This window comes from Vibrio sp. 10N.261.52.A1 (genome assembly GCF_002876325.1).
Taxonomy (GTDB): domain Bacteria; phylum Pseudomonadota; class Gammaproteobacteria; order Enterobacterales; family Vibrionaceae; genus Vibrio; species Vibrio chagasii.
In genome coordinates this window covers 1-6189 of sequence record NZ_MCYD01000939.1, presented here as the reverse complement: position 1 = coordinate 6189, position 6189 = coordinate 1, and the positions used below count along the sequence as shown (strand labels likewise).

Here is a 6189-nt window from a genome sequence, read left to right as displayed (position 1 = left end):
TTCTCGTACTTATCGTGAGCGTGTTGCAGAAGTACCAACGCTTTTTCTAATGTTTCTAAGTCCCCGATAGCCGTGGGCTGCGGTTGTCCCTGTTCATTTAGAATTAAGTGCAAGCCTGCAAATCGGTACCACTTGGCTTGAACTTTTTCATGCAATCGCCATTCTTTATCGACCTTTTCAAACACCTGTCCGAAATAGGGTTCAATCGAATGACCACGGACCGATTCTTTCTCTGCCCACTCAAGAACGGCATCAGCGCAAACTGTCGGCCAGTCACGGCGAAATTTTTCTGGTGTCGACAAGTCCATCTCTATGGCTTTCATGCACCAATCAATAGCGGTATCCATCTCGTTAACATCGAATAACCAGATCACCATATTGGTAAAGATTGGGTTTTCGAAGACTTCACCTTTTTCCAAATACGCTTCCACGTAAGGTTTGTACTTCGGTACTAAAACCTCTCGTTTATGCTTCACTCTGTCTTCGATGGCATTGAGCTGTTTTAGGCACTTGCGATCTTCTTCAAAACCGAGCAGCTTGATGTGCAGGCTTTCGGTATCTGCACCGGAAATCAATTCCGATGCAGACTGGTTAGCATGCTTTTCAAGAAGTTGTCGGCGCTGTCTTGCTAACGGGCTCACCATATCTCACCCCTTAAACTGTTGAATCAGAGTCAACGACGGTGACTGATTCGATAGCCGCAAATTTTTTCAAATTACCCACAGCGTAACCTTCCATACGGATATGGTTTTGCTTAAAACGAAGCTCATCTTCATCGTTTTTCTGTTTACGCCATTGCGTCCCCTCTTGCGTTAAAATTTGCAAGTTCTTGGGATTGGTCACCCATAGCTGATCAGCAGGGAAGAATGGTGGTGTATAGGCTTTTTTACCCGCGATAGTCTTAGCCAGGCTCTGTGCCGCCTTGTGCTCCGTTGGTTTATCTGCAGATTCAAGCAAACGATGCTGCTCAGCCGCCACCAAGTCAGAACCCACCAACACGACAAGATCTGGATCTTGGCGATGCTCTGGAGCAATGGTGGTATTGATTAGGTCTTGAGCTAAGGAATCCAAATTCTTGTAGGAGTCCTCAGCAGCTCCGGTAGGATCTAACAGGGCCGACGGAAGAACTTGACTTGATTTTTTCTCTTTAACTATTGTTAACCAACCTTTGTTCACATCTTGGCCAAGAGGATTAGCTACTGGGTTAGTTTTGACCGCAATAGAAGTACCGTTAAAACCAATTCGCAGCATGTCTAACGCAAAACGACGAGAAATCGCGTTTTTCATCATGACCAACCATTGGCCTTTCGAACCTGAATTAGCCCATTGGGTCATGATTTCCCAAAGGATATGTGCGCCAGAATCTGTTTTGATTAGTTCGTAAGTATTGCCACTTTGTCCCACTTCAACGCTAAAACGTCCAGTGTCGGAGCGACCCGTCGACAAGCCATCATCACCAACATCGATCACTTGACCTTTGATTTGCTGAACAGGTAACAATGAAACCATGCCTAGAAACGCATCCGACTGCATGATCGCTTGGCGTAACTTAGTTTCCATTGGAGGCGTTAAGTTAAAAGACTGCGTCCCTTGTGGAGCATTCGCGGCTTCTAATGTTGCCGCACAAAACTCTTGTAGGTATTTAGTCGATATTGCGTTAAGCATTAAATAATCTCCTCAGATGAGAACTTCTCACTCGCACCCGATGGATCCGGCTCTTGATTAGGTACTTCTTGTGATAGTTCAGCGAACTTAGTTTCGATATCGTTCACTTTCTCAAGTAACGGGGCCAACTTTTCTTCCAACGTTGCAGAAAACTGCTCAACGGTGGCTTGGCTGGCCTTTTCTGGCTGCTCTGGACTTTCTTGCAAATTGAACGCTTCTTTCAGTTCTTTCTTAAACTCGCCCTTAAAGACAGAAAAATGTTCTTCCAGTGCGGCTTTGAGTTGCTCTTCGGTCACGTCGGTGTCCTCTACTTTTGATGGCGTTTCTGGCTCTTCATCACCAGAAGAGAAAAATTCATTGAATGCCGCAAAAAATCGGTCTTTATGAGTAAAGCAATCTGAAAAATCGACTTCTTCTAGGTGGCTAGCTTGAATTTCGGTGGTTTCACCTTTAATGCGAGAAAATTGAAGGCGTGATGTCCCTGTTGACGCTGGTGAGTCAGTCGCCGCTAAGCCCATTAAATAGCAACGACCTTCCCCCTTGTAATCGGGGTTTGGCTCGATAGAGGTGAACAGTTTTTGCTTTCTACGATTGGCTTCGAGCATATAATCGTTAGGTTCGAGCTTCGCAAATAGGCGTAATTTACCGTTCAACTCTTCCGCTTTCACTTCGACCACTCGCCCCCAGTTTTCACCGTAACCATAGAAGCGGCGATGCTCAGGCCAGATAAGTGCGGTGTATTCATCCATTGAGTAACTCGCGGCCATTTGTTCAATCCAATCACGGGTGATTTTTCTCCCGTCAACGGTTGGGCCCTCTGTCGCTATGATTTTCCACTCACTAATCTTTGGCATTTTTGTACTCAAACTTGTCAATCACACACCGTTTGAGCAAACAATACGCCTTTGAATGGAGGGGATCAGCTACTTCAATTCCTAGGGATTCGGATTTGGCCTCTATCCGAATTCATCCGAATTTCCATTCATCATTTTCAATATTTCGGGGCGTATGATGCGCTTATGGCCTATTCCCCCGAAGTACGACAAACCGCCCGAGCACTCTATTTAAAAGCTTGGACGCCAAGTGAAATCGCTACCGAACTGAACCTGAATAATGAACGCATCATTTATTACTGGGCAGACAAATTCAGTTGGCGGGATATGTTGCGTGAACAAACAATTGATGAAGCGATAGCGAACCGTATTCAAACGTTGCTCGAATTGGAAGAACCAAGCAAAAACCAGCTAGACATGCTGGATAGACTCATCAAACATCACGCATCTTTGAAGAAACAAAGAGCACAAGACAAGCAGCAAAGTGAACAATCATTAAATGCTGGCAACAAAAACAACCCTAGTGACCAGCGTTCTGACCGTCGCTCTAAACCAAAGAAGCGCAAAAGAAAAAAGAATGACATCAGCGAACTGAGCAAAGAAGATTTCGCCACGTGGCACGATTCCCTGTTCGCCTATCAACACATCATGCGCAACAACATCAAGCAGCGGATTCGAAATATTCTAAAATCCCGCCAGATTGGCGCGACCTATTATTTCAGTGGTGAAGCGTTAGAAGACGCAATTCTGACCGGTGACAACCAAATCTTTTTGTCAGCGTCACGAGCTCAAGCGGAAGTTTTTCGCAGCTACATCATTGCGATTGCAAAAGAGTTCTTAAACATCGATCTGACTGGTAACCCAATCATTCTCTCTAATGGTGCTGAACTTCGTTTTTTGTCGACCAATAGTAAAACCGCCCAGAGTTATCACGGCCACGTTTATATTGATGAGTATTTCTGGATACCGAAGTTTGACGAACTCAATAAACTCGCTTCGGCCATGGCTACCCATAAAAAATGGCGTAAGACCTACTTTTCGACGCCATCATCGAAAATGCACCAGGCCTACCCATTTTGGACTGGCGACCAATGGCGAAAAGGTCGAGACTCCCGCTCTAAAATTGAGTTTCCTACGTTCGAAGAATATAGAAATGGCGGTGTACTTTGCCCTGATAAGCAGTGGCGTTATGTCGTTACCATTGAAGATGCTGCAGCGGGCGGCTGTAACTTATTCGACATTGAAGAGCTGAAAGACGAATACAGCAAAGACGATTTCGACAACCTATTTATGTGTGTCTTTGTTGACAGCGCTTTGTCTGTCTTCAAATTCTCTGATCTTGAGAAAGGCATGGTTGACTCTGCCCACTGGCAGGATTTCAAGCCGAAAACCAAATTACCCTTTGCAGGTCGTGAAGTCTGGTTAGGTTATGACCCTAGCCGAACGCGCGATAATGCTTGTTTAGTGGTCATCGCACCGCCAGCAGTCGCCGGTGAAACATTCCGTGTGTTAGAAAAACACTATTGGAAAGGACTGAACTTCCAATATCACGTAGCTGAGATCGAAAAGGTATTTAAGCGCTATAAGGTCACTTACATAGGCGTTGATACAACCGGCATTGGGGGTGGTGTTTGGGACCTAATAAAGAAAAAGCATCCACGTGAAGCCCACGCCATACATTACAGCAATGAAAATAAAAACCGCCTTGTAATGAAGATGATCGACGTCATAGAAGCTAAGCGACTGCAGTTTGATGCCGAGCACAAAGACATTGCTATGGCCTTCATGGCAATTAAACGGGTTCCGACCAATAGCGGTAACGCCATGACCTTTAAAGCCGCTCGAAGTGAGACAACAGGCCACGCCGATGCGTTTTGGGCAATTTCACACGCCATTATCAACGAACCGTTAGATCACGAAACACCAACGAAATCAACTTGGGCCACTGCAGCATGACCGACACTAAAACAAAACTAGTTAAGCAAGAAGCACTAGCCGAGTCTGTTTATCACATTGACTCATCACCAGAAGCCATCGACTCGACCAGTTGGATGACGTCTTATTCTGAGCTGTTCTACAACGACACAGACAACTATTGGGAACCGCCCATTTCACGACAAGGATTGGCCGAGACATCACGAGCTAATGCCTATCATGGCTCTTTATTAAAAGCACGTGCGAACTATGTTGCTGCTCGTTTCATCGCGGGCGGAGGGGTAAGACGTCGACAACTTCAATCGTTTTGTAATAACTATTTCACTTTTGGTGATGCCGCCTTCTTAAAAATCCGCGACCATTTTAAGCGGCCAGTGCGCCTGTTCCCTCTACCGACTATGTACCTACGTAGACGTAAAAATGGTGACTTTGTGTTACTTGAGCGTGACAACAAGCAACGAGTCTACAAAGCAAATGACATCATTTTCTTGCCTCAAGAAGACTTGCAACAGCAGATTTATGGATTACCTGATTATTTGGGTAGTTTGCAAAGCAGCTTACTAAACAAAGATGCCACGCTCTTTCGTCGCCGCTACTACAAGAACGGTGCTCACATGGGCTTTATCTTCTACGCCAATGACCCAAATTTAAGTGACGATGATGAAAAGATGCTAAAAGATAAGATCGCGAGCTCAAAGGGTGTGGGTAATTTCCGCAGTATGTTTGTCAATATTCCTGGTGGTGCAGAGAAAGGTATTCAGCTAATACCTGTGGGAGATATAGCAACGAAAGATGAATTCGAACGCATTAAAAATATTACAGCTCAAGACATCTTAGTAGGTCATCGCTTTCCTGTAGGTAAGGCCGGTATCATTCCACAAGGAACGACTAACTTAGGTGACCCGATTAAGATTGGTAGTGAATACGCCAAAGATGAGATCATACCCGTATGTGAACTGATTATGGATGAAGTGAACAATGACCCAGAAATTAGAAACATAAAAACCCTCCACCTGAAATTTGATGTTACTACGGGCGACGCTTTATAAAACTGTACAAAAATACAGCAACTGGCGTAATATCATACTGTCAGTCCATTAAGTTAGGCCAACGTTATGAGAGTGTTTTGCCCTGAGTGCGGTGCAAGAAGCCGGATCCTGAAATCGAATAGAATGAGCACAAAACATGCAGATTTGTATTGCTCATGTAGTGATCCTGAGTGTGGGCATACCTTCGTGATGAATTTATCTTATAGCCATACTCTAAGCCCTAGCGCTAAAACCACATCACAATTAGCTTTCAACCTAGTGCAGGCCTTACCGCCAAAACAACGACAAGAACTCCAAGAACAACTTTCCATGCTATAGCGAGAACTTTGGTGACTCTGCTTCTGCAGCCATTTCAACGATTGACTGGATAGCCTTTACTTTATCTGCGTCTAGTTCGCCCTTATTGTCTGCAATCAACAACCCCATTAAGTACACTCCTGCCTGTTCGCTTCCTTCACGATCTCCACTCATTGAAACCCCATCAATAATGACCTCCAGAGCGGATTGAAATAGCTGTTTTTCTTTAGACATATCATTACCCTTATCAGCAAGACTGAATTTACTGTGTATTTATACAGCTTGGTAATAGTGAAACTTACTGGATATTTGTACAGCTTTCTAGCTAAATTCTTAGATTAGCTTCACTCATATGTCATATTCCTTCTTTGGGAGCATAAGTTTATTGTTCGTTCTAGGAACTAAAAAAT

At 44.5% G+C, this 6189-nt stretch carries 7 protein-coding genes; 3 read left to right on the top strand and 4 right to left on the bottom strand.

From position 1 onward, the window contains the following. From gpM to BCT81_RS20395, 3 genes are all read right to left on the bottom strand, one after another. The coding region (gene gpM / locus BCT81_RS20405) for a phage terminase small subunit (RefSeq protein ID WP_102425626.1) at window positions 1-644 on the bottom strand (644 nt) is incomplete at its 3' end. A 10-nt stretch (window positions 645-654) separates the two neighbouring features. Beyond that, the gene (locus BCT81_RS20400; protein WP_102425625.1) at window positions 655-1665 is read right to left on the bottom strand and encodes a phage major capsid protein, P2 family; all 1011 of its coding nucleotides are present in this window, start codon (window positions 1663-1665) and stop codon (window positions 655-657) included. After that, on the bottom strand, window positions 1665-2519 hold the full coding sequence (locus BCT81_RS20395; RefSeq protein WP_102425624.1) for a GPO family capsid scaffolding protein: 855 nt from the start codon (window positions 2517-2519) through the stop codon (window positions 1665-1667). The genes BCT81_RS20400 and BCT81_RS20395 overlap by 1 nt, the downstream gene beginning before the upstream one ends. A 165-nt stretch (window positions 2520-2684) precedes the next feature. Here BCT81_RS20395 and BCT81_RS20390 point away from each other — a divergent pair, with 165 nt between their 5' ends. The 3 genes from BCT81_RS20390 (at window position 2685) to BCT81_RS20380 (ending at window position 5800) form a co-directional block, all read left to right on the top strand. Further along, window positions 2685-4454 (top strand): terminase family protein, encoded by a 1770-nt coding sequence (locus BCT81_RS20390; RefSeq protein ID WP_102425623.1) that lies wholly within the window; start codon window positions 2685-2687, stop codon window positions 4452-4454. Further along, window positions 4451-5482 (top strand): phage portal protein, encoded by a 1032-nt coding sequence (locus BCT81_RS20385; protein ID WP_102425622.1) that lies wholly within the window; start codon window positions 4451-4453, stop codon window positions 5480-5482. Before BCT81_RS20390 ends, BCT81_RS20385 begins: the two co-directional genes overlap by 4 nt. Before the next feature lie 66 nt (window positions 5483-5548). After that, complete coding sequence (locus tag BCT81_RS20380) at window positions 5549-5800, top strand: ogr/Delta-like zinc finger family protein (RefSeq protein WP_102425621.1); 252 nt, start codon at window positions 5549-5551, stop codon at window positions 5798-5800. On the opposite strand, the gene BCT81_RS20375 is transcribed toward BCT81_RS20380, so the two are convergent. Continuing rightward, on the bottom strand, window positions 5795-6013 hold the full coding sequence (locus tag BCT81_RS20375; RefSeq protein WP_102425620.1) for a hypothetical protein: 219 nt from the start codon (window positions 6011-6013) through the stop codon (window positions 5795-5797). The two genes, BCT81_RS20380 and BCT81_RS20375, sit on opposite strands and share 6 nt — an antisense overlap. Between the last annotated feature and the right edge of the window lie 176 nt (window positions 6014-6189).

Bases quoted from the DNA above. Each gene is read 5' to 3' on its own strand.
- BCT81_RS20395 (WP_102425624.1), bottom strand. From the start codon at position 2,519: ATGCCAAAGATTAGTGAGTGGAAAATCATAGCGACAGAGGGCCCAACC.
- BCT81_RS20375 (WP_102425620.1), bottom strand. From the start codon at position 6,013: ATGTCTAAAGAAAAACAGCTATTTCAATCCGCTCTGGAGGTCATTATT.
- BCT81_RS20400 (WP_102425625.1), bottom strand. From the start codon at position 1,665: ATGCTTAACGCAATATCGACTAAATACCTACAAGAGTTTTGTGCGGCA.
- BCT81_RS20380 (WP_102425621.1), top strand. From the start codon at position 5,549: ATGAGAGTGTTTTGCCCTGAGTGCGGTGCAAGAAGCCGGATCCTGAAA.
- BCT81_RS20385 (WP_102425622.1), top strand. From the start codon at position 4,451: ATGACCGACACTAAAACAAAACTAGTTAAGCAAGAAGCACTAGCCGAG.
- BCT81_RS20390 (WP_102425623.1), top strand. From the start codon at position 2,685: ATGGCCTATTCCCCCGAAGTACGACAAACCGCCCGAGCACTCTATTTA.